At 40.2% G+C, this 23,222-nt stretch carries 20 protein-coding genes and 1 other annotated feature; of the genes, 3 read left to right on the forward strand and 17 right to left on the reverse strand.

Annotation, left to right across the window (positions count from 1 at the left end):
* Nucleotides 1-43: 43 nt before the first annotated feature.
* From rnr to FAY33_RS02725, 6 genes are all read right to left on the reverse strand, one after another.
* Entirely contained in the window at nt 44-2,179 is a 2,136-nt protein-coding gene (gene rnr / locus FAY33_RS02700) for a ribonuclease R (protein ID WP_347562642.1), read from the reverse strand.
* 121 nt (nt 2,180-2,300) lie between these two features.
* Nucleotides 2,301-2,534: a preprotein translocase subunit SecG gene (secG, locus tag FAY33_RS02705; RefSeq protein WP_143319212.1), complete on the reverse strand. Its 234-nt coding sequence runs from the start codon at nt 2,532-2,534 to the stop codon at nt 2,301-2,303.
* A 90-nt stretch (nt 2,535-2,624) separates the two neighbouring features.
* Nucleotides 2,625-3,797 carry a hypothetical protein gene (locus tag FAY33_RS02710; protein WP_185967467.1) on the reverse strand — a complete coding sequence of 391 codons (1,173 nt, stop codon included), beginning with the start codon at nt 3,795-3,797 and terminating at the stop codon, nt 2,625-2,627.
* A gap of 130 nt (nt 3,798-3,927) precedes the next feature.
* Complete coding sequence (gene pheT / locus FAY33_RS02715; protein WP_143319214.1) at nt 3,928-6,348, reverse strand: phenylalanine--tRNA ligase subunit beta; 2,421 nt, start codon at nt 6,346-6,348, stop codon at nt 3,928-3,930.
* Nucleotides 6,349-6,369: 21 nt separating this feature from the next.
* The gene (gene pheS, locus FAY33_RS02720) at nt 6,370-7,389 is read right to left on the reverse strand and encodes a phenylalanine--tRNA ligase subunit alpha (protein ID WP_143319587.1); all 1,020 of its coding nucleotides are present in this window, start codon (nt 7,387-7,389) and stop codon (nt 6,370-6,372) included.
* 41 nt (nt 7,390-7,430) lie between these two features.
* Nucleotides 7,431-7,677 (reverse strand) — a binding site (T-box leader).
* 56 nt (nt 7,678-7,733) lie between these two features.
* Nucleotides 7,734-9,806, reverse strand: coding sequence for a methyl-accepting chemotaxis protein (locus FAY33_RS02725; protein ID WP_185967468.1), 2,073 nt, complete (start codon nt 9,804-9,806; stop codon nt 7,734-7,736).
* A gap of 443 nt (nt 9,807-10,249) precedes the next feature.
* On the opposite strand from FAY33_RS02725, the gene FAY33_RS02730 reads away from it, so the two are divergent.
* Entirely contained in the window at nt 10,250-10,558 is a 309-nt protein-coding gene (locus FAY33_RS02730) for a helix-turn-helix transcriptional regulator (protein WP_143319216.1), read from the forward strand.
* Nucleotides 10,559-10,624: 66 nt separating this feature from the next.
* Here FAY33_RS02730 and FAY33_RS02735 read toward each other — a convergent pair whose 3' ends face one another.
* The 9 genes from FAY33_RS02735 to FAY33_RS02775 form a co-directional block, all read right to left on the reverse strand.
* Nucleotides 10,625-10,816 carry a hypothetical protein gene (locus FAY33_RS02735; RefSeq protein WP_143319217.1) on the reverse strand — a complete coding sequence of 64 codons (192 nt, stop codon included), beginning with the start codon at nt 10,814-10,816 and terminating at the stop codon, nt 10,625-10,627.
* A 49-nt stretch (nt 10,817-10,865) separates the two neighbouring features.
* The gene (locus tag FAY33_RS02740; protein ID WP_143319218.1) at nt 10,866-11,453 is read right to left on the reverse strand and encodes a hypothetical protein; all 588 of its coding nucleotides are present in this window, start codon (nt 11,451-11,453) and stop codon (nt 10,866-10,868) included.
* Nucleotides 11,454-11,477: 24 nt separating this feature from the next.
* Nucleotides 11,478-11,942 carry a hypothetical protein gene (locus tag FAY33_RS02745; RefSeq protein ID WP_143319219.1) on the reverse strand — a complete coding sequence of 155 codons (465 nt, stop codon included), beginning with the start codon at nt 11,940-11,942 and terminating at the stop codon, nt 11,478-11,480.
* A 301-nt stretch (nt 11,943-12,243) separates the two neighbouring features.
* Nucleotides 12,244-12,837 carry an accessory gene regulator B family protein gene (locus FAY33_RS02750; protein WP_143319220.1) on the reverse strand — a complete coding sequence of 198 codons (594 nt, stop codon included), beginning with the start codon at nt 12,835-12,837 and terminating at the stop codon, nt 12,244-12,246.
* Nucleotides 12,837-12,998: a cyclic lactone autoinducer peptide gene (locus tag FAY33_RS02755; protein WP_143319221.1), complete on the reverse strand. Its 162-nt coding sequence runs from the start codon at nt 12,996-12,998 to the stop codon at nt 12,837-12,839. Before FAY33_RS02755 ends, FAY33_RS02750 begins: the two co-directional genes overlap by 1 nt.
* A gap of 76 nt (nt 12,999-13,074) precedes the next feature.
* Nucleotides 13,075-14,418 carry a sensor histidine kinase gene (locus FAY33_RS02760; protein WP_143319222.1) on the reverse strand — a complete coding sequence of 448 codons (1,344 nt, stop codon included), beginning with the start codon at nt 14,416-14,418 and terminating at the stop codon, nt 13,075-13,077.
* Nucleotides 14,405-15,193 carry a LytTR family DNA-binding domain-containing protein gene (locus FAY33_RS02765; RefSeq protein WP_143319223.1) on the reverse strand — a complete coding sequence of 263 codons (789 nt, stop codon included), beginning with the start codon at nt 15,191-15,193 and terminating at the stop codon, nt 14,405-14,407. The genes FAY33_RS02760 and FAY33_RS02765 overlap by 14 nt, the downstream gene beginning before the upstream one ends.
* Nucleotides 15,194-15,331: 138 nt before the next feature.
* Entirely contained in the window at nt 15,332-17,080 is a 1,749-nt protein-coding gene (locus tag FAY33_RS02770) for an ABC transporter ATP-binding protein (protein ID WP_143319224.1), read from the reverse strand.
* A gap of 1 nt (nt 17,081) precedes the next feature.
* A complete protein-coding gene (locus FAY33_RS02775) occupies nt 17,082-18,812 on the reverse strand; it encodes an ABC transporter ATP-binding protein (protein WP_143319225.1) in 1,731 nt (576 codons plus the stop codon).
* 121 nt (nt 18,813-18,933) lie between these two features.
* On the opposite strand from FAY33_RS02775, the gene FAY33_RS02780 reads away from it, so the two are divergent.
* Nucleotides 18,934-19,836: a LysR family transcriptional regulator gene (locus FAY33_RS02780; protein ID WP_143319226.1), complete on the forward strand. Its 903-nt coding sequence runs from the start codon at nt 18,934-18,936 to the stop codon at nt 19,834-19,836.
* Here FAY33_RS02780 and FAY33_RS02785 read toward each other — a convergent pair.
* Nucleotides 19,815-20,705 carry a radical SAM protein gene (locus FAY33_RS02785; protein ID WP_143319227.1) on the reverse strand — a complete coding sequence of 297 codons (891 nt, stop codon included), beginning with the start codon at nt 20,703-20,705 and terminating at the stop codon, nt 19,815-19,817. The genes FAY33_RS02780 and FAY33_RS02785 overlap by 22 nt on opposite strands.
* A 140-nt stretch (nt 20,706-20,845) precedes the next feature.
* Here FAY33_RS02785 and FAY33_RS02790 point away from each other — a divergent pair, with 140 nt between their 5' ends.
* Nucleotides 20,846-21,682, forward strand: a complete 837-nt coding sequence (locus tag FAY33_RS02790; RefSeq protein ID WP_143319228.1) for a YihY/virulence factor BrkB family protein — start codon at nt 20,846-20,848, stop codon at nt 21,680-21,682.
* A 43-nt stretch (nt 21,683-21,725) separates the two neighbouring features.
* On the opposite strand, the gene FAY33_RS02795 is transcribed toward FAY33_RS02790, so the two are convergent.
* Nucleotides 21,726-23,219 (reverse strand): carboxypeptidase M32, encoded by a 1,494-nt coding sequence (locus tag FAY33_RS02795; protein WP_143319229.1) that lies wholly within the window; start codon nt 23,217-23,219, stop codon nt 21,726-21,728.
* Between the last annotated feature and the right edge of the window lie 3 nt (nt 23,220-23,222).

Here is a 23,222-nt window from a genome sequence, read left to right on the forward strand (position 1 = left end):
AGAAATCTTCCCTTCTGGGATAATTTAATAAACCATGCCATTTTTAAGAAAGGTCATTGGCAGGAATAAAGTCAATGGTACGAAGAAGCTTATCCGTGTTTGCCACAACAACCCGGATGGGCTGACCTAATTTATAAGTCTTTCTGGTCATCTCTCCCACAAGCTCGTAGTGCTCTTCATCAAAATGGTAATAATCATCCTGGAGCTGGTTCACATGAATCAGTCCTTCCACTGTGTTTGCCAATTCTACATAAAGCCCCCAGTTGGTCACTCCGGAGATGACTCCATCAAACTCTTCTCCTATATATCTTGACATATATTCACACTTTTTCAGCTTAATGGTCTCCCTCTCTGCTTCATCTGCTCTTCGTTCCATTGCAGATGTCTGGACAGATACCTGACCTAAAATCTTATCATAGTGTCGGATTCTCTTCTCGCTCAGCCCTGCCCTTAAATTCTCCTTTATAATCCGGTGAATCTGCAGATCCGGATATCTTCGGATTGGAGAAGTAAAATGGGTATAATACTTGGCAGCAAGACCAAAATGCCCGGTATTGGTTACGGTATACTTCGCCTGCTTCATGGACCGGAGCGCAAGACGACTGATTAAAGCCTCTTCCGGGGTATCCTCTGCATTAGCAAGAAGCTTCTGAACTTCTTTTGGGTAAACATCACCGTTATGAAGCCGGATGGAATATCCAAAGTTATTGATTAACAATGCCAGGCTCTTCATCTTTTCCGGGTCTGGATTATCATGGGTCCGGTAAAGGAAGGGGATCTCCTGCCAGAAGTAATCTTCTGCTACGGTTTCGTTTGCCATCAGCATAAAATCTTCAATAATCTTAGTGGCTGCGTTGCGGTCATAAGGTTTGATGTCCACAGGTTTTCCACGTTCATCAAGAATCACCTTTGTCTCAGGGAAATCAAAATCTATGGACCCTCTGTTTTTTCTTTTTTCCCTTAATATATCCGCCAGTTCCTTCATCTGCAAAAACATGGGCACAAATGCCTCATATTCTTTCATTGTCTCTTCATCCTGATCCGTTACGATGGCATTGACTGCAGTGTAGGTCATTCTCCTGTCTACACAAATCACAGTCTCTGCAATCCTATGGCCAATGACGGTTCCGCTTTCATCAATATCCATGATGCAGCTTAATGCCAGACGGTCTTCTCCCTGGTTTAAGGAGCAGATTCCGTTGGACAGCTTATGAGGCAGCATAGGGATTACACGGTCAACCAGATAAACACTGGTTCCCCGCTTTAAAGCTTCCTCATCAAGGGCACTGTGCTCTGTCACATAATTCGTCACATCTGCAATATGGACGCCTAAGGTATAGACATTTCCTTTTTTAGAAACAGTAATGGCATCATCAAGATCCTTGGCATCTTCCCCGTCAATGGTAACGGTCTGAAGATTTCTCAGATCAAGCCGTCCCTGCATGTCCTTTCCATCAATGGAATCCGGTACTTCCGCCACCTGCTTCATAACTGCGTCCGGAAATTCTTCCGCAAGACCGTAAGCCCGGACAATGGAGAGAATATCTGTTCCCGGATCGTTAACATGTCCAAGAATCTCCGTAATAATTCCTTCCGGCTTCTTGTCCGGTCCGCCAAAATCAGTTACTCTCACCACTACTTTATGTCCGTTTACTGCCCCTTTATCTTTTCCCTGGGGAATAAAAACATCCTTTGACAACTTCTGGTTATCCGGAATCACAAATCCAAAGTTTTTATTCTTCTGATAAAAACCAATGATTTCACCATTGGCATGTTCCAATACTTTAATAATATGACCTTCCGCCCGTTTGCCGTTTCCAGATTTACTCTCTACCCCGATTAAAACCGTATCCCCATGAAGGGCTGAACCAGTTTTATCTTCCGGAATGAATACATCCTGATCCATTCCTTCTACGGAAACAAATCCAAAGCCTTTTGGATGTCCTGAAAAAACGCCTGCAATAGAACCCAACTCCGGTTTCCCGTACTTTCCCTTTTGTGATATACCGATCTTGCCTTCCGCCAGCAGTGCGTCAAGCACTTCCTTTAATTCTTCCTTCTGATCCTTTGGAATGTTAAGGAGAATTGCAATCTCCTTTAATTTCATCGGTACATAGGCAGGGTCTTCCAACAGCGCTAAAAGCATGGCTTTACGCTGCATTAACTGCTCTCCTGTCATTTCTTACCTCTCTTTATTTTTTCTTTTTATATGCTTATTTTCATTTTTCTCTTTTTTTAATACTTTATCCAATTATGCGAAAAAAACACCCTTGTTCTCATACCACAAGAGTGTTTAATCTTTACAGTATATTCAGATTCAGTACCAATGACAAAATGAAAAAGAGAAATGCTCCGTACTTTGTAAACTTCTCTAAATTTCCTTCCATGGACCGACCCTTGTTCCGTCCCCAGTAAGTATCTGCCATACCGCCAATGGCACCAAGTCCCTGGCTCTTTCCTTCCTGTAACAGGATAATCGCTGATAAAGCGATACATATAATAACAAAAATGATTGATAATATAATCCTGATCATGTCTTCCACCTCCTATAATCAAACAAAAACATCATACCATAATCTTCCCTTAAATACAAGCCACTTTTATTATTTATGACTGATTAAACCTTATCCCATGGACTGCTTCCTGTTATAATAAAACTCTTCCAGCCGAAGAAGTTCATTATATTTTGATGTGGATTCTCCTCCTGATGGTGCACCAAATCTGATATAATCCGCACCTGCTGCAACTGCCAGATCTGCAACAAAGGATTCTTCTGTTTCGATCAGATCACTGGTTATGACAACCTTCTGTCCGGCACATTTTGCCTGTCTGACCCGGTTTAACGTCTCAGTTACCGTGCCTGCCCGACGCATACCAATCACTGCTGCATGGGAACAATCCAAATCCTGAAAGGCAAGACAGATCCGGTGTCCCAACATTCCCTCCACCTGTTTCCTTTCTTTTTCCGCCTCTCCGCTAAGACCGTTAAAGAGAAAAGAAATAGGGAATCCATCCGCAAGTCTTAAATAATAATCCATCATATCCTTCTGGTCTCTGTTGATTTGAATTCCATTATGTCTGCTTTCTTTAAAAAAACAATACACTCCATCTTCTTTTTTATATAAATGGTCTGCCTCTGCCCAGATTCCAATCTTAACATCAATTCCAGGCTCATAACCTGCACATACAATCGCATTTTGGATATAATGCAATGCCTCTTCTCCATGTTTTAAATCTGCTGCAAAACCTCCAAAATCTCCTGTAGAGATATCAAATCCATCTTTTAATAATATTTTTTTTAATGCCTGATAAACTTCCGTTCCCATACGAAGATGTTCTCGAAACGAAACTGTATTCTGGGGAATCACCATCAGATCCTGAAAATCAATCCCTTTTTCTTCTGTTTCACCGCCACAGATCATACTAAGCATAGGAACAGGAAGAATGGGAGCTTTCGTTCCTCCCAGATATCGGTAAAGCGGTAAAAACTGTCCTGCTCCTGCTGCTCTTGCAACTGCCATGGAAAGAGCCAGTACACCAGCACTTTTGCCATATTCCCTTAACAGCAGCCGATCTATATCCGCCTGACCGGAGGCGTCCCGGAGAAGAACGGTCTGTGTCAAACATTCCCGGATCTTTTCCTCTTCTGTTTTGGCTTCTGTTTCTCCCGGGGCAGATACCATCGCTCTCCCATGTGCGCCGTTTCTCAGAATTACTTCTGCCTCAATCCCCGGATTTGCCTGTGAATCTATAACCATTCTCCCTGTTACTTCTATAATATCCAGATTTCTTTCCAAACTTTTTGCCTCCCTGTCATTTCCATCTTTAACAAAAGGATTGACCGGAATATCTCTATCCATGCAAACGGAATGAAAAAATGCCAGAGTTGGATCTCCAACCTGGCATCTTCCCTATTTCATATCTGGCTTATGCACGAAGCTCGATTCCCAGCCCCTGCAATCCATTCAGAATCTTTTTCATGACTGCAGACACTTCCTGATCTTCCAGTGTATGGTCTCCAGCACGAAATGTGATAGAATAAGCAACTGATTTATAGCCGTCCCCAATCTGTGCTCCTTCGTAAATATCAAAAAGTTCATAGTTTTCCATGATTTTACCGCCACGCTGTTCGATTACGGTTTCAATCTGTCCTACCATAACCTCTTTTGGTACTACCATGCTGATATCTCTGGTCACAGCAGGGTATTTTGCGATTCCTACATATTTGCGGTCAAAATCTGTAAACGGAATCATAGATGGCATATCAATGACAGCAACATAAGTTCTGTCCCCGATTTTATATTGATCTGTAACTTCCGGATGTATCTCTCCCAGATATCCAATGGTTACACCCTCATAAATGATATCAGCAGCCCTACCCGGATGAAGAAATGGCTTTTTGGCGGCTGGCTGATAATGAGGTTTCTTGTGCATGCCGGTTTTATCAAATAATTCTTCCACCACGCCTTTCATATCAAAGAAATCCCCGTCTCCATAAAATCCAAAAGTCATCTGCATCCTCTCATCCGGCAGTTCAGTAAGGGGAATGGACTTTGGAAGGTAGATATTTGCCAGCTCATAGAGCCGCACATCCTTATTACGGCGGTTATAGTTGGTAGAAAGGGAGTTGAGCATTCCATGAAGCGGAGAAGTCCTCATCACACTAAAATCTTCACCAAGGGGATTTAAGATGTTGACGGTCATTCGGAGAGGGCTGTCTTTTGGCAGTAAAAGTTTATCAAAAACTTTAGGGCTTTCAAAAGAGTAAGTCATTCCCTGTGAAAATCCACAGAACTCTGCCACATCTCTTGCGATTTCTTCCACTCTTAATTTATAGGAAAGTTTTCCTGTCGTAGCCTCTCCATTGGGAAGAGATACTGGAATCTTATCATATCCGTAAAATCTTGCCACTTCCTCCGCAAGATCAGCCATACACTCCAGATCCTGACGGAAGGTTGGAATCACAATCTGGGAAGCAGCTTTGTCGTATCCAAGTTCCAGCTTCTCATAATATTCCAGCATGGTTTCTGCGGAAATATCAGTTCCTAACAGCCGGTTCATCTTCTCCGGTTCAAAAGGAATTCTCTTTTCTTCTCTCTTTGCTGGATAAAGATCAATTACTCCACCAACCACTTCCCCTGCTCCCAGTTCTTCGATTAACTGACAGGCACGATTCATGGCTTCCATGGCATTATTGGGGTCAAGACCTTTTTCGAACTTACCAGAAGCATCCGTTCTCAGTCCCACCTTTTTGGAAGACAAACGAATGTTGGTTCCATCGAAGCAGGCGGACTCAAATACCATCGTCTTTACATCGTCTGTAATTTTGGTATTTTCTCCTCCCATGATCCCTGCGATTCCGATTGCTTTTTCTCCGTCATGAATCATCAGAACCGAATGGTCCAGTTTTCTCTCCTGTCCATCGAGCGTCTGGAACGTATCCCCATCGTTTGCACAGGCAACCACGATCTCGTGACCTGCAAGCATGTCATAATCAAATGCGTGCATCGGCTGACCATACTCTTCCATTACATAGTTGGTAATATCCACAATGTTATTAATCGGACGGATTCCACACGCTGCAAGACGTCTCTGCAGCCAGACCGGGGATGGTGCGATCCGAATATTTTTTACGACTCTTGCACAATAACGAGGACAAAGGCGGCTGTCTTTTACAGTCACTTTTAAATAATCTTCCACCTTCTCCTCATTGCCTGTCTCCGTTATAATAGGAGGCTGAAACGATTTACGGAATGTGGCTGCTGCTTCTCTTGCGATTCCCACTACGCTGTAGCAGTCTACACGGTTTGATGTGATTTCATACTCGAATACAGAATCCCGAAGTCCCAGAAGTTCAATGGCATCTGCACCAGGTTTCGCATCCTCCGGCAAAATATAGATTCCGCTTTCCGGAGCATCAGGATACATGTCACTTGTACATCCCAGTTCTTCAATGGAACACATCATGCCGCAGGATTCAATTCCTCTTAACTTTCCTTTTTTAATCTTGATACCTTTTTCCGGCAGGGGACCGCCGTCATGACCGCCTGCCACTTTTCCTCCATCTAATACAACAGGAACTTTATCTCCTACCTTAACATTGGAGGCACCTGTTACAATCTGAACCGTCTCAGATCCTGCGTCCACCTGGCACACAATCAGTTTATCCGCATCGGGGTGGCGCTCAATGGATAAAATATGACCAACAACGATCTTCTCTAAATTTTTATCCAGACATTCAAATCCTTCAACCTTTGTTCCAGTCAGTGTCATGGCATCTGTGTACTCCTGAGGTGTCACATCTAGATCTGGAACGTATGCTTTAATCCATGATAATGGTGTATTCATTGATTCTCTCCCTTTCTGTTCCTAAAACTGCTTTAAGAATCTGATATCATTTTCGTATAACAATCTCATGTCGTCAATTTCATATTTCAGCAATGCGATTCGCTCTAAACCAACACCAAATGCGAAACCAGAATATTCATCAGGATCAATCCCGCTCATAGACAGTACATGAGGATGAACCATTCCACAGCCTAAAATCTCAATCCAGCCAGAGCCTTTGCAGAAACGGCAGCCTTCACCCCCGCATTTAAAGCAGGTTACATCAACCTCAGCACTAGGCTCGGTAAAAGGGAAATGATGAGGACGGAATTTTACTTTTGTCTCCGGCCCAAAGAGTTCCTTTGCAAATTCTGCAAGAGTTCCCTTTAAATCTGCAAATGTTATGTTTTTATCAATCACCAGACCTTCAATCTGATGGAAAGAAGGGGAATGGGTGGCATCCACTTCATCAGAGCGGAATACTCTTCCCGGTGCAAGCATTCTAATAGGAAGTTTTCCTTCTTCCATGGCACGAACCTGTACAGGAGAAGTCTGGCTTCTTAAAACGATGCTGTCGCTGATATAAAATGTATCCTGCTCATCTCTTGCTGGATGATTTTTCGGAATATTCAGCTTTTCAAAGTTGTAGGAATCGTATTCCACCTCTGGTCCTTCCATGACTTCATAACCCATTCCTACAAAGATTCTCTCCACTTCTTTCAAAGCAATGGTATTTGGATGAGAATGACCAACTTTGCTTCGTTTTGCAGGTAAGGTCACATCAATGACCTCTTTTTTCAATCGTTCCTGTCTTGCTTTTTTCTGCAGAGCCATCATGGTCTCTTCTAACTTTCCCTCGATTAAAGAACGGGCATCATTAACAAGCTGCCCTACCTTTGGCCTGTCTTCCGGGGCAACATCTTTCATGCTCTTTAACACATTGGTCAATTCACCCTTTTTTCCAAGATAAGCAACCTTAATCTCATTGAGTTTTTCCAATGCCTCGGACGCTTCTATCTGTTTTAGAGCTTCCTGTTTGATCTTTTCCAATTGATCTTTCATCATGTTCTCCTTCTTATTATACTAAAAAAAGCCCCGCCCCAAAAAGGGACGAAGCTATATTCGCGGTACCACCCTGCTTCCTGTGTGAACACAGGCACTCAGTATACTTAACGTGTATAATCCGTCATAACCTACCCGCCAAAAAGTCCTAATTGCACCTTACTGGTTTCAATTATGCTGCTTCGGTGCGAAATTCGATCTCTTATCTGAACTTAAAAGGGCTTACAGCCGATGACCCTCTCTCTCTGAAAGAAAATAAGTATCTACTAACACCATCTTTGCATTTTCATGTATATTGTCGCATTTCTTATTATTGTAATGAGAGATAACAAAAATGTCAAGGACTATTTTAACTTAAAACCTGAAACAACGGTGTTCAGCTCTTCTGCAATTCTTTCCTGTTTTTCAGACATCTTGGATATATCTGTTACAACATCATAAGCCTTTTCAACGGTGGAAAGTACCATATTGCTGTTTCCTGCCGTTGTCTGTACAGATTCTGAAACATTTTGTATGGCATCCCGGACTTCCTGCATTACATGACTGATGTTCTCTGCCATCTCTGCAATTTCATTGGAAATCTCTTCGATGGAAACCGCATCACGTCCATACTGCTGTCCAACATCCACAAAATTGTTGTAATCAGGAGTAACCGTCTCTTTCAAGAATCTCAGCGTTGATTCTGAACCATCAAGCATCATGGCAAATGCTTTCTGTACGTCTTCAATGGTCCCCTCAATTTCTTTTACGATATCAGAAGTATCTTTTGCCAGTTTGCCGATCTCCCTTGCTACAACAGCAAACCCTCTGCCTTGCTCCCCAGCTCTTACCGCTTCAATTGAGGCATTAAGAGAAAGAAGATTGATCTGAGATGCGGTATTGGATATAATCCTTGCCATGTCTCCAATCTTTTCTACTACCTTGGCATTCTCTACGGCAAGAACCAGATCCTGTTCCCGTTGTTTCGAAATCACAGTAGCACTTTCATAAGCATCCCGGCTGTTCTTCTCTATGACCCGTGCCCGTTCCATGATCTCACTTGCCATTTTACTGCTTTTACCCGTTTCCTCTGCAAGCACCTCAACGGAAGAATTCACCTCAGACATAGAAGCATTTACTTCCTCTGTTGCGGCGCTGGAAGACATCATCGCTTTATCCACATCTCCCATATAATCCTTGATATCACCGAACTGGTGCAGCAGATCATCAGAAGCAGCATTCAATCGGATGCTGGCATCGGTAACGCTGCCTGCCTGTTCAGAAATCTCTTCAATCACAGATTTATTGCTGTTAAACATATGGTTTAAAGAGCTGCTCATCTGACCAAGTTCATCTCTACTTTTTGCTTTCAAAGGTTTAATTGTAAAATCTCCTTCTGCCAGTGAACCAGCAAACTTCTTCACTCGCTTTAAGCCTGAAGCAATAGCTGTTACCTGGAGAAGAACTGCTACAACACAGAGTACCAAAGCAACCCCACTGAGCTGTAACAGCTTCGCATTAAGTGCAACAATCGGTTCTTCCAGTTCTGACTGAGGCATCTTAATCATAATCACCCAGTTAAGATCAGGAACCTTATCATAGTAAAGATTATAGGTTTCTTTTCCTTCAACGTAGGTAACGTTTCCTCTCTCATTGGAAATCATGGTCGCTCCTGCGGCTGCAAGAGATTGATTCTCGTCCTGAGTAATGTTCACACTATTTGTGACCTTGTCCGCATCTGTCCCGCAAAGATAGGTGCCTGATGCAGATGTCAGCATTGCAGTTCCATTCTTGCCAACCCGAATGGACTGGATTAAACTGTTGATATCGCTAAGCTGCATATCAACGGTCACCGCACCGACAAACTTGCCGTTTGGATCATAAATAGGTGCCGTACAGGATGCCATAGTGGTGTTTAAGGTAGGGTCGAAATAAGGGTCTGTTATAATGACTTTTTTCCCACCACTGGCTGCGAGTTTATAATACTCCTGATTAAAATAATCATAGTCGGCATTGCTGTATTCGTATGATAACTCCGTCTTGTCTCCGTCTTTATGCCAGTAAGGTCCTACATATTTTTGCTGGCTGTCGTAAACATTTGGTTCAAACCATATGCCGCTTCCAAGGATTAAATCGTTCCCCCTGATAATATCCGTAATTGCAGCACCGTAAGTATCAATCTCTGTTGACTGGTAGGAAGCACCTACTACATGTGCAATATTTGTAGCGGTTGTCTCTACCTGATTCAGATAATCATTGATGCTATTAACATTGGCCTTAAGTTCTGACTGCATTGTGGAATTGCTTTGCTCTGTGATTAAATTACGGCTTGTGGATTCACTGATCCTTGTTAGTAATGCTAACGCTAATACCACTACAGGCAAAATTCCAAGTAACATCTTGATTCCAATACTTCTAATTCCAATTTTCCTTCCCATACTATTCTCTCCTGTATTCGTATTTTCGACCTTACGCTTCATCTGTCGACACGAACTATCAATAAGATAACACTTTGACGGGTTAAAATTTCAGACCAGCAGTATTGCAACAGAAATCTTAACATTGCAAATTCCATCTTCTATTTTCTAATTTTTTAAGCTTTATAAAGTTATTATTACAAAATACAGAGGATAATTCTATGTATCACATAGTAAAACCATATAGTGTTGAAAATTCCCAATAGACCAGAATGGGAGCACCAGATGTTTTCTACGTTTTATTATTCACTATCTTTTTTGGATTCTCAAGATCTATAATAGCAACTGCTATTTATTATACTATTCATAGTTTAATTATGCAATATAATTATTTTACATATTTTAATCGTGTATTTTATCTTTTCTATTGTCATACAATACATGTATAAGGAGAGGTGAAAAACATGGAGCATAACTATATAAATAAGCGGATTACAGAACTACGGATTAAAAAAGGGGTAGCGGAGCATAAGATGAGCATTGAACTGGGGCACAGCAGAAGTTACATACAAAGTATTTCCAGCGGCAGGAGCCTCCCCTCTATGACTGAATTTATCGCGATCTGCGATTACCTTGGGGTGACCCCAAAGGATTTTTTTGACGACGAAAATTCCAATCCCCCTTTAATAAGGGAAGCCATTGATAAACTGAAACTGCTTTCCAACAGCGACTTACTTTTAATTCTTACAATGATCAACAGACTTCAATCTTAATCCCGCCGTCTAAACAAACAAAAAGCCCCTGCTTGTGCAGGGGAATTCTCTTAATGCTCCCAACTTTCATGAACCAAGCATCCGGTCGGATGTGTTGGTTCCGGATGGACTCAAAAGTTCTATGCTCCCTTTCAGACTTCCGAGATCTGGTACCGCACCCAATAGCTGACCATATAATTCATCCATTGTTCCTCTGGTCATCATACCGCAAAAATATCCATATAAATCCTCAAAATTTTCTTTTCTTGTTTTAGCCATTATTACCTCCCACTATCCCTATACAGCACCTCATGTCAACATCCAATCCTTAGCAAGTCTCCATCTTCTTATTCCCACATAAAACTACACTCTTCCTGATCTGTGACAAACATTTTAACCAATCTCCTCTCTTTTCAAAAGGACAATTAAACATGGTCATCAATGTCTTTTCTCCAAACGGATATATGGTCAGCACATTATAAATATTTTCATTCAAAGCATTGCTGATAAATTCCATCCAGGCACTTGGAGTTGGATTATCTGGCTCTGAACCAGTTTCGAGACAAACACTCATGGGTTGAAAACGCTTTAAAACACGATACATATCTTCAATTACTGCCTCTAACTGATCTGTATTCACGCTTTTTTCAATTAAGTTAAAGCAGAAATTAACCGATCCATCCTCATTCGTCTTTATCACATCCGGACGCTGTTCTGAAAAATACTTCCGCTTAGCATCCTCTGGTTTCATATCTCTAAATGTAACAGGAAGAGAAACTCCCAGTTCATCATTGAATAACATTGTTTTATGAAACTGAATTAATTCTCCATCAACATACATCCCTGTTTCAATACTTGTAAAACGGTTAATCCACTCAAGATGTCTGGCAGCAACTACTTTTTCATCATCTAACATTATTTTTCCTCCGTAAATATTATACTATTCTTCCTCAACCAACACATGTTTCTCTGACTCATTCTGGTTTTTAGGAAAAATATTACTCTCTGGTTCCTTAGCAAAAATGCCATTTTGTTCTGCTATGACAGAAGACTTTGCCATATTTAAAAAAAGAAGTATGAGCATTTCTATAATAAGCAGTATTCTTTTTATCAAAGTTCCTGACTTACTTTTCTGACAGTCCGATTTATAAGTATATCTTGGAATGAGTACCAGTTTTTCCTGTATGATCTTGCACTTAACATTCCTGCTATCTTTGGCAGCCAGGGCATACAACAGATTCTGGCTTTTTTTCAAATAGTAAAAACGATTCCAAAAATAAAGATCTCCGTAAAGAATATCTGTGTCAAGCTGGTACTTTTTTATCTTTTCCGTTCCATCTTCTCTGCGAATACAACAGCTTGCTCTATATTGATAATAGCTTTCATTTAATCTTTTTGTCCGCACCTTCTGGTCATCCTTTCATTTCCGCCGCACTTTTTTTCATATAAATATTATTCTACATCGAAAAAAAGTATTTTCAACACAAGTTCCAAAATTGTACATATTAGGTGCCGAAATTTGCACAACCTTGTACGAACTCTCTGGAAGGATCAGGAAAAAGCAGGATTATATGACACTTATCTAACGAATATAAACGGTTTTTCATAACCTGTTCACAGACAATTTTTCTGTTGCTTGATTACAGCAAAACCTGTTTTTGTATAACAAAGACCACCAGAGAATTTCTCTGATGGTCTTTGTTACATCATGTTACATCATGAACACAATCCGTTCTATTCTTAAACACCCCATAAACCAACATAAGAGACAAGATAACATGACTGATTCCAATCACGATAGATGCTCTTAACCCAAAATACCAAAATCCCATACCAATTACAGCTTCTAACAACCAGACAACTCTGCTTCTAAGTCGGTAATGAATGGTTTCCAGCTCGTCCAATGGCTTGTTCTTATCTGGAGCAGGCGCATATCTAAAGATCAGTGCTCCCGAAATCACAAGACACATGGGCGGCAATAAGACAGCTAACTCCCCAGTTATTGTCCGTTCCACCAAACAAACAAGTACAATTAAAAATGATGATACGACGGTACAGCCACCGTTTGTTTTAGAATGATGCCCACCGCAATAGGCTCTTAAAGGCAGGTAGCTAACTAAAAAAAGAAATACTATGACAGGAGCATTAAGTAAAATTGCAATTAAAATCGCAATTAATAAATTAATCGTTTGATTTATCATCACTTCATACGCGTAATTATACAAAGCACGCTGTTCATCCGTCAATACTTTCTTTTCTATTTGCCAGCTAACAATAATCTCTGATAAACGGCGAATCATTAAAACTTTCTAAAACGTTTTGCATCTTCAGGTACATCCGGCTGATGATGAAACCAATAGCAAGCGACATTAATTGTGTAAGCAGCAAGAGCAAGAGCACATACATTTGCAATTTTTACAAATGAAAATTTACCACTCAAAAAACTTATCCACCTTTTCATATTTGACCACTCCTTTTTTTCTTCATCATATACTTAAAAGCATCTTTTTTCAAGCCTAATTCCAAAATTATACATCTTAAGTTCCAAAATTTGCATCTTCTACATTTCCGAATGTAGATACAGTAAGCGTAGTAATAAAGATCCCGTCTCTTTCTTCCAGATTTAAAGAACCACCATACTTTTCGGCGAGAGAAGATACAATTCCAATCCCCAAACCGTGGTGCTTGGAATCTTCTTTTGTAGACAACAATTTTGTGCCTTCCTTCTTCGCAGAAATAGTAAAACTATTTTCTATATAAAAAATCAGAAAGTAATTCGTACCCATAAATAATTTTACATTAATATTTCTATTGTTTATATTACATTTCGCTGCTGCCTCTATAGCATTATCCAATAGATTACCAAACATTGAAATTATATCTGCATCCGAAATAAAATCTATTTTTAGAAATTTCTCTACAAAAAGAGAGATTTCAACACCAAGTTCTTTCGACTTTGAGACTCTTTCAGAAAGAACCGCATTCAAGACAGGACTGCCATTATATATAATAATATCTGTTTCTTTTTGTATCTTTCCTTTTAACTCATCTATTATTTCAACTATCTTTTTATTCTCTCCGTCCAAAGCCAAGAATCTAAAACTATTAAAATACGAATTAATATCGTGCATAAAGAGCCTATAATGTTCATTGATTTTCAAAATATTTTGAAAATACTCATTTTCCATCTCTTTCTTCACGGTTATAAGTTCAGCATATTTAACCTTATTCATAACTTCTGTATATCTCTCTAAAATTATAAATATTGCCGCATTACTTAAATAAAGCAAAATAGCACTAATACATACGAAAGCTTCAATTGCAACTGAATAAGAAAAATCAATAAAAGAGAAACTGGTTAAGATCATTAGAGTCAAAATTGGAACAATAAGTAAATACCAAGAAATAATGTTATCATTTCTTATGTTTAGCTTTTTGATATATTTTTCGATATATAGAATAAATAACATTCCAACAATATATTCTACTAATAGAAAGTATACTCCTCCCGCAGTAAACCAGGGAGGTATGTAAAACGGAAGAACATTTGACATGAAGCGGTATAAAAATTCAAACACTACTTCTCTACCACCTACAAAAGTGAAAAATATAATCATATAAGCTATTGCATTTGTTAGTGACACCTTAAAAGTTACCACAATATATACGTAAGAAAAAATTGGTACAGTTATAAGATTTAAAGGTATGTTTCCAATAGCATTCTCAAAAAATATCAATAACCCAGTAACGACACTGGCTATGATTCTTCTTTTCCCAACCCACTTTTGTTGAAAAATGGCAGAGAAGAAGCGGTAAAGCATATAAACATCAGCCGCACAGAAGAACAGTCTGCTGACTGACAGCATATCATTTCCCATCATAATCGGATTCCTTATATTTGGACAGCATAAAAGCTTCCTTTAACTGGTTAAATTCCTGGGATTTACTCCTTGCGATCTGAAAGGAATCTTCCACGTTCTTTAGTTTCAATATCTTACTGGTGCAATAAACCAGATACTTTAAGTTCACAAGATAACTGTCGTGGGGATATCCAAATCCATGACTTTTCAGTTTTTCATAGATCTTCTCTAACTTTTCCGGAATCCGGATATCAGGCAGCAGACCATTTTCATCCGGTTTTACACCGTAGATTCTTAAAGATGTTTCTGAAAGGTGCACTCTGGTGTTTTTCTTATACTTTTCAATATAAACAATATCATCTGCTCTTAAAAACAGTCTTTCCCGATTCATATTAGCCGTAAGAAAAGGAGCCTGACTGAACTCAACCATCTTATCTAAAGAATCCTTTATGTAACGGTCCATAATATCTTCCCGCATGGTTTTCATAATATAACGATACGGCTGTACTTCAAAGCTGCGTGGAGATGGTTCTACAAATCCTGTGTAGAATACTAAAATCACATTATTATCCAGTTCACGAATACGGATTGCAGTCTCTTCTCCATCAATGCCCTCCATCTGGACATCAAGAAATACGATCGAGAATCGAGTGCTCTTCATTGCCTCTAACAGCAACAGACCAGAATCATATTCATGAATTCTGATTTTTTCTACTTCAGGCATATTCTTTTCAATACGTTCCGTTAAACGTTTCCGATCTCCTGCATTATCATCACAGATTGCAATCTCAAACATAATTCTACCCCTTTGTAAAAGTCGATTTACCTAAATTATCGGTTAATTTTCATTGATTCATAAGAAAAAGTAAATAAAAGATGCCAGAAAACGATATAAAATACAATCTTCCGGCACCTGTCTGACTATCATTCTTTTTTACGATACAGCAAACTGGCTATTATAAAGCTGTGCATAAAATCCATCCTGAGACAATAGGTCTTCATGGGTTCCCTGCTCAATGATATGCCCATCCTTCATAACCAAAATAACATCAGCCTCTTTGATTGTGGACAAACGGTGAGCAACGATGAAGCTTGTTCTGCCTTTCATCATTTTGTTAAATGCCTTTTGAATCTTTATCTCTGTTCTGGTATCAATGGAAGATGTCGCTTCATCAAGAATTAACATTGGCGGAAGACACAGCATCACTCTGGCAATACACAGAAGCTGTTTCTGACCCTGGGACAGATTTCCTCCATCTTCTGTAATGACAGTATGATAGCCTTCCGGCATTCGCTCAATAAAACTGTGAGCATGGGATTCTTTTGCTGCAGTAATTATCTCCTGGTCTGTTGCGTCCGGTTTTCCATAAGCAATATTCTCCCTGATAGTGCCCGATTTTAACCAGGTTTCCTGTAACACCATACCGTAATTGGTCCTTAAGCTTTCTCTTGTTATATGCCTGATATCAGTTCCATCAACCTGAATGGAGCCTGAATCCACATCATAAAAGCGCATCAGCAGATTGATCACCGTACTTTTCCCACATCCGGTAGGACCTACAATCGCAACCCTCTGCCCGGGCTGAACCAACAGATTCATATGCTCAATCAGAGAAACTTCCGGGTTATAGGAGAAGTTCACATCCTGTAAAAGTACCTCTCCTCTGGCATCTTCTAAAACAACTGCATCTTTATCATCGGCAATCTGAGGTTCTTCATCAATCAGCTCAAACACCCTTGCTGCACAGGCAAGTGCATTCTGAAGTTCTGTAACGACACCAGATATTTCATTAAAAGGTTTTGTATACTGGTTAGCATAATTTAAAAAGCTGGTAAGCTGCCCCACTGTTAACAGTCCATTGACCGCTGCAAAAGCACCTGCAATCCCCACACACGCATAGACAAAGCTGTTTACAAAACGGGTTGAGGGGTTGGTGAGAGAAGAAAAAAATGTAGCCTTTAATCCCCATACACGCAGGGTCTCATTAATGGATTCAAACTGATCCTGAGCTTCTTTTTCATGACCAAATGCCTGCACTACCTTTTGATTACCCAGCATCTCTTCTATAAGGGAAGTGAGTTCTCCCCGGGTCCTGGACTGCATCTGAAAGAGATGATAAGTTTTTTTAGCAATAAAACTGGCTGCAAACAGAGAAACCGGAGTTACGATGACCACTACAGCAGCAATAATGGGATTAATGTAGAACATAAAGAATAATGTTCCAATTATGGTTAAAACACCGGTAAATAATTGGGTGAATCCCATTAATAACCCATCCGAAAACTGATCAATATCTGCAATGATTCTACTTATTATATCACCATGCGAGTGAGAATCAATATATTTCAGAGGAAGAATCTCTAATCTTTTAAACGCCTGGGTTCTTATGTCTTTTACTACACGATAAGAGATCCAGTTGTTGCTGTGGCTCATAATCCACTGAAAAACGGCTGTCAAAAGGATTACAACTCCCATTTGCCTTAAAACCACCCACATGCCCGGAAAGTTAACATCGCCCTTCCCCACAATGCAGTCAATGGCACGGCCGATAAGAATCGGTACATAAAGAGTGAGAAGCACCGTAAAAAGTGCACAAAGCAGGGAAGCAGCAACAGCCCATTTATAACGGGCAATACAATCCAATACCCGTCTGATGGTTGATTGATGTTTTTTAATTCCCATATTACTGTACCTCCTTTTCGGATAACTGGGATAAACAGATCTCCCTGTATACTTCACATGACTGCAGTAACTCTTTATGAGGTCCGCACCCTACCATCTTTCCATCATCCAGAACAATGATCTGCTCGGCATTCTTTATGGTAGAGGCCCTTTGTGACACGATAAATACCGTCATATCTTCCGTTCCTTCTTTGATGGCTTTACGAAGTCTCGCATCTGTAGCAAAATCAAGAGCAGAAGCACTGTCATCCATAATAAGTATCTGAGGGTTCTTCACAAGGGCTCTTGCTATTGTAAGTCTCTGCCGCTGTCCACCTGATAAGTTTTTGCCCCCTGCCTGAATTATGAAATCAAGACCTTGTCCCTTTTCTTCCACAAAATCTTTTGCCTGAGCGATTTCAAGAGCCTTGAAAATCTCTTCATCTGTAGCATCCTTTTTGCCCCACTGCATATTTTCCCTGAGAGAACCTTTAAAAAGAACTGATTTCTGAGGTACCATACCAACCATTTCACGGAGCTGCCCCAGAGGATATTCTCTTACATCTCTTCCGCTTAACCGGACAGAGCCTTCGGTTACATCATAAAACCTGGGAATGAGATTAACCAATGTGGTTTTTCCTGATCCCGTACCACCGATAATTCCTATGGTTTCACCAGTCTTCACCTGAAAAGAGATATCACTGAGAGCTGGAGCTTTGGAACCGGAATAGACAAAATTCATATGATCAAATACGACCTTTTCTGACTTGGGTTCCTCTTTTATTAAAGCGTGGCTGGTTTCTACAATTCCGGGTTTTTGTTTAAATACAGTACTGATCCGGTTTGCACAGGCAAATGATTTGGAAATGGTGATGATTAAATTCGCAAGTTTCACCAGCTCTATAAGAATCTGAGACATATAATTTACCAAAGCCACAACCTGCCCCTGGCTAAGCGCCCCCTGCTCCACTCTTCCTGCACCAGTCACAATTAAAACAATAATTCCAAGATTTATAATGACATAAGTAAGAGGATTCATAAGTGAGGATATTTTTCCCACAAAAACCTGGAACTCAACAAAAAGGCTGTTCTCTTTTTCAAACCTCCGGACCTCATCCTCCTGTCTGTTAAATGCACGGATTACACGAACTCCCAAAAGATTCTCTCTGGCAGTGAGAAGAACCTGGTCCAGTTGCTTTTGTACTTTCTTATATAATGGCATACTAAGAATCATAATTCCAAATACAACCAAAGTTAAAACAGGAATTGTCACTACAAAAACCATCGCTGCTCTGGCATTAATCGTGAAAGCCATAATCATTGCGCCAAATACCACAAAAGGAGATCTTAAAAACAGGCGCAGGAACATATTCACTCCTGACTGTACCTGATTTACATCACTGGTCATTCTGGTAATCAGAGTGGCAGTACCCATGGTATCAATCTCCTGATAGGAAAGACTGTTGATATGCTTAAACAGATCATTTCTTAAAGAAGTTCCGAAACCAGCCGCTGCTTTAGCTGCAAAATACTGGGCAGTTATGGAACAGGCAAGTCCAATAAGCCCAAGAAGAACCAGCAGACCACCCATTCGCAGGATATAGGAGGTGTCCTGATTTTTAATCCCCACATCAATGACTTTTGCCATCACAAGAGGTACCAATAATTCAAAACTGGCTTCCAGAAGCTTAAATAAAGGCCCCAGAATGCTTTCCAGTTTATACTTTTTTAAATACTTTAGGAGTTCCTTCATTCTAAATTCCTCCGCTTTACCGATGATATATTTTAGGAATATTATATTGTATTATTATACCAAAATGATATAATAATACAAGTATTAATAGCGAAACAATATAAATTAAAGGATGTGCCAAATGAATCCAATTAATTCAAAACAACTTTATTATTTTATAACCGTTGCAGAGACTGGCAGCTTTACTGCCGCCTCAAAAAAACTCGGTTTGTCGCAACCTCCCTTAAGCAAACAGATTATGCTGCTTGAAGAAGAACTTGGACAAAAACTGTTTGAGAGAGGTCACAAAAAAACTGATCTTACACAAGCAGGATCCTTCCTCTATTCCCGTGCCAAAGATATTTTGTCTATGATGGAAGGACTTACAGAAGAACTTCTTCATTTTCCTTCTTCTGCCAGAGGAATCTTAAAGCTTGGAACCATTTCCTCCTCAGGGAATGTTCTTCAAGTTTTTTTAAAAAAGTTCTGTTCTTCCCACCCCAATGTAAAATTTGAAATTATAGAAGGAAACACCTATGAACTGATGGAAAAGATGAAAAACGGGATTATTGAATGCGCCATCGTGCGAACACCGTTTCAATCAGAGGGCTTTGAATGTATCTACGGACAAAAGGAACCTCTTATGGCTGTTGGAGCACCTGGTTTCTTTTCAGAACTATCATCTGGAGATATACAATTAACGGAACTTTCCGGGAAACCGCTGATCTATTACCGCCGTTTTGATTCCATTATCTCCACTGCTTTCCAAAACATTGGTCTGGAACCCAATACATTCTGCCGGAGCGATGATGCAAGAACCTGCCTGCAATGGGCGGAAGCAGGACTTGGAATCGCCCTGGTCCCCTTTTCCATCAGTCAGATGGAACAGCATGACGGTCTTGCCATCCGGCAGATTCAATCAGAATATACCCAGACTCAGATTGCCGCCGTATATAAGAAAAATGGATATGTATCCAATATTGCCAGAGAATTTATTACTTGTTTTGGGGAACAGATCTGCGCTCAATCGAACAGACTTAACTGACTGATCTCATAATTCTTCCGGTAAGCGTGAATGATATCCGTCATCTGATACAGGATGCCATAACGCTGGCACTCTTCTGAAAACACTTTCCACAGCTTTTTATGAGCCGGACTTGTACATTGGTAGCTGTTCTTATATTGCTGAATGTATTTTGTCACCAGGTCCTCCTGAGGAAATGCCTCCCGCAGACGGTCAAAATACCATTCTCTCTGATTGCCGCGGAGTGTTACCCCAAAAGAAGGGTAGATAAAATCTGCACCTGTTTCATGAGCACCTTTGATAAGAGAGCGGATATTTTCCTCATTGTCTTCTAAAAAAGGAAGAAGGGGCATCATCAAAATCCCTGTAAATATTCCTTTATCTTTTAAAGACTGTATTAAATCAAACCGTTCAGAAGGAGAAGACACATGGGGTTCAATTTTACCCGCCATACTGTCATCTGCTGTTGTAATGGTTATTTTGCATAAAACAGGGGAATGCTTCATAATTTCAGACAACACGTCAATATCCCTCTCTAACAATTTACTCTTCGTAGCAATTGCGGCTCCAAAGCCAAGGGAGTCCAGGAGTTCAAGGGCATTGCGTGTCAGTTTTAATGTTTTTTCAAAAGGATTGTATGGATCACTCATAGCTCCGGTTCCCACCACACTGGATCTGGCTTTGCGCCTTAATTCATCCCGGATGATGCGCAGGGCATCTTCTTTTACCCGCACCTTATCAAAATGATCAATACGGTAACACTCGGAACGGCTGTCACAATAAATGCAGCCATGACAGCATCCTCTGTAAATATTCATGTTATAATCAATTCCAAACCACTGGTCGCTTCCAGACCTGGTAACGATGGTTTTTGCTGGAATGCACTCCATTACTTCCTCCTTTTTTCCTTCTAAAAGCAAAAAATGCAATGCCTTGATCTTTTTTTTGTCCCATGGTAATATTCATATAGCAGTAAGCTTGCTTGCTCTGTCTTTCACAGAAAACAGAGCATCAATGGAAAGGAGATCTTATGGTTCAATTTCTTTTACGCTGTAAAGGCATTTATGATAAATATAGCAAAGATGAGATGACTGTGTATGCTGCACAGGCTTCCTTTTTTTCAATTATTGCTGCATTTCCTTTTATGATGCTTTTGCTGGCTCTGGTGCAATTCATTCCACCGATTACAAAAGCCAACTTATTGCAGCTTGTCATTACCATTATTCCAAATACCATGCAGATGAACAGCATCATCGTGACAGTTATTGACGATCTTTACACTACCACTCCCCTGGCGGTTCTGTCTGTTTCCGCAGTGGCTGCAGTCTGGTCTTCTTCCAGAGGAATGCTTAGCATCGAACGGGGGCTTAACCGGGTCTACGGGCAAAGGAAAAAAAGAAATTATCTTGTAACCAGGATTATATGCGCGGGATATACCATCATTTTCATGGCAATCTGCATCTTAACTCTGGTCCTTCTTGTTCTTGGAGGAACGATACAGAGCTTGCTGGACCGCCATCTTCCCCTTCTGGCAGAAATCACACAGTATATCATTACATTTCGAACCATGTTATTTTTCATTCTTACCTTTTGCTTTTCAATGCTCTACACTTATGTTCCATCAAAAAAACAGAGTTTTTGCAAACAACTTCCCGGAGCTGTCTTTTCCACTCTGGGCTGGATGGCTTTTTCTGCTTTGTTCTCCATTTATTTTAACAACTTTGGTAATTATTCTGTTATGTACGGAAGTCTTGCCGCAATTGTCCTGTTAATGCTTTGGCTTTATACCTGTATCTGTATTCTTTTTTTCGGAGCAGAAATCAACGAAGCCTATTCAGAATATGTCAATGAATCAAAAAGCAGATGATAAAAGGGCATCTTTTGGACGCCCTTTTATCAAATGTTGCTTATCATAACTCATATAGTTTCCCGTATTTTTCTTTTAAGTACTGGATAAAATAACCGGGGTTAAAATCCTCACCTGTCACATCTCTTAATATCTCACGGCTGGTCTTTAATTTCCCATATTTGTGAATATTATCTCTTAAATAGTCACGGATGACACTGATCTTTCCAGTCCGAAGAAGTTCTTCAAAATCCATCTCTTTTTTCATATGATAATAGAATTGTGCTCCAAAAGCATTGCCAAGGGCATAAGATGGAAAGTATCCAAAGGAGCTCTGAGACCAGTGAATATCCTGAAGAATTCCTTCTGAGAACTTTTCGGGGCGCACACCCAGATATTCTTCGTATTTATCCGCCCAGATCTGGGGAAGCTTCTTTAAATCAATCTCATCATTTATAATCATCTTTTCAATCTCATAACGGATCATAATGTGAAGACTGTAAGTCAATTCATCCGCCTCAGTTCTTATAAGACTGGGTTCTACTTTATTAATTGCCTCAACAAATTGTGTTCTGGAGATATCCTTTAGCTGATCTGGATAGAGTTCCTGCAATTTGCCATATAATGGTTCCCAGAATGCACCGTTTCTTCCGATAATATTCTCAAAGAACCGGGATTGGGATTCATGCATCCCCATAGAAGTTCCCTGTCCAACTAAAGTCTGGGTAATATCATCTCCTATTCCCAATTCATAAAGACCATGTCCAGCTTCATGGATGACAGAGAACATGGAACTATCCATCTTATCATGATAGCTTGTTGTAATACGGACATCACGGTTATGAAGATTGGTAGTAAAGGGATGGGCACTTATGGAAAGAACTCCTTTTTTAAAGTCAAAGCCCACGTACTCAGCAAGAAATCCTGCCATCTTTTTCTGTTTTTCCACAGGATAATTGCCAGTTAAAAAAGAAGCATCAATGGTCTTTTTGCTTTCCGTGATCTTTTTAAGAAGCGGAACGATCTCTTCTTTAAGCTGTCCAAAAAATTCATCAAGAAGCTCCGTATTAAAATCCTTTTCATTCTCAGCCAGCATCACATCATATAAAGGCTGATTCTCTTTTTGGCGGTAACTGGCAAATTTTTTCTTAAAACTGATCACCTTTTCAAGAGTCGGTGCAAAAGAGTCAAAATCCTCATCGGTTCGGGCTTTTGACCAGACCTTTGCCGCTTCTGCTACCAGTTGGGCATTCTCTCTGTATTCCTCAGAAGGAATGCAAATCAGATTCTCTCTCTCTTCCTTTGCCGCTTTTACAATGGCACGTTCCACAGGGAAAAGACCTTCTTCTTTCTCACAGGCACTGATGGCATTGCCTATCTCTTCTCCTGTAAGAATTCCATAGTATTCTCCGGAAAGAGTTCCGATCACTCTTGCTGTATAAGAGCCGGCATCTTCCGGCGCAAGGGTTTCATTATCCCACTCAAAAAGTATTAAAGCCGTCTGTAATGCCATGGTTTTTTCCAGTAAAGAGGTCAATCTTCCATAATTCTTATTCATAGT

It is taken from the genome of Clostridium sp. HBUAS56010, from assembly GCF_007115105.1.
Classification (GTDB): Bacteria; Bacillota; Clostridia; order Lachnospirales; family Lachnospiraceae; genus Lacrimispora.